Origin of the sequence: Burkholderia sp. BCC0506 (genome assembly GCF_902833145.1) — a bacterium.
In the GTDB taxonomy this organism is placed as follows: Bacteria; Pseudomonadota; Gammaproteobacteria; order Burkholderiales; family Burkholderiaceae; genus Burkholderia.
This window is the reverse complement of sequence record NZ_CADFEN010000044.1, coordinates 1-390: the sequence shown is the minus strand read 5'-3', so window position 1 is coordinate 390 and position 390 is coordinate 1. Positions and strand designations below refer to the sequence as shown.

Annotated in this window: 1 protein-coding gene; it reads right to left on the bottom strand. The window is 69.2% G+C overall.

Translation table 11 applies throughout. The annotated features are described in order from the left end of the window. Positions 1 to 390: Ig-like domain-containing protein (locus HWX62_RS32895; protein ID WP_175985339.1), on the bottom strand; the 390-nt coding region annotated here is incomplete at both ends.

Below are 390 nucleotides of genomic sequence, written 5' to 3'. Positions count from 1 at the left end.
GCTCGGGGTGCTTACGTTGCCGGCCGTATCCGTCGCAGTTACGGTGATGGCGTGTGCTCCTTCGCCCAAGCCGGTGCTCGGCGTGAACGTCCAGTTGCCGGACGCATCTGCCGTCGCCGTGCCCAGCAGCGTCGTGCCGTCGTACACGCTGACCGTGCTGCCCGCTTCTGCCGTACCGGTCAGCGTCGGTGTCGTGTCGTCCGTCGTGCCGCCCGACACGATCGCACCAACAACGGAACCGACGTCGTCTGCCACGCTGACGAGGATCGGGGCCGCAGGTGCCGTCGTGTCGCCCGTCACTGTCACCGAGGCTGACGGACCCGTGTTGCCGGCCGCGTCGGTGGCCGTCACGCCGATTACCGTGCCAACCGGCAGCGGGGTCGTCGGCGT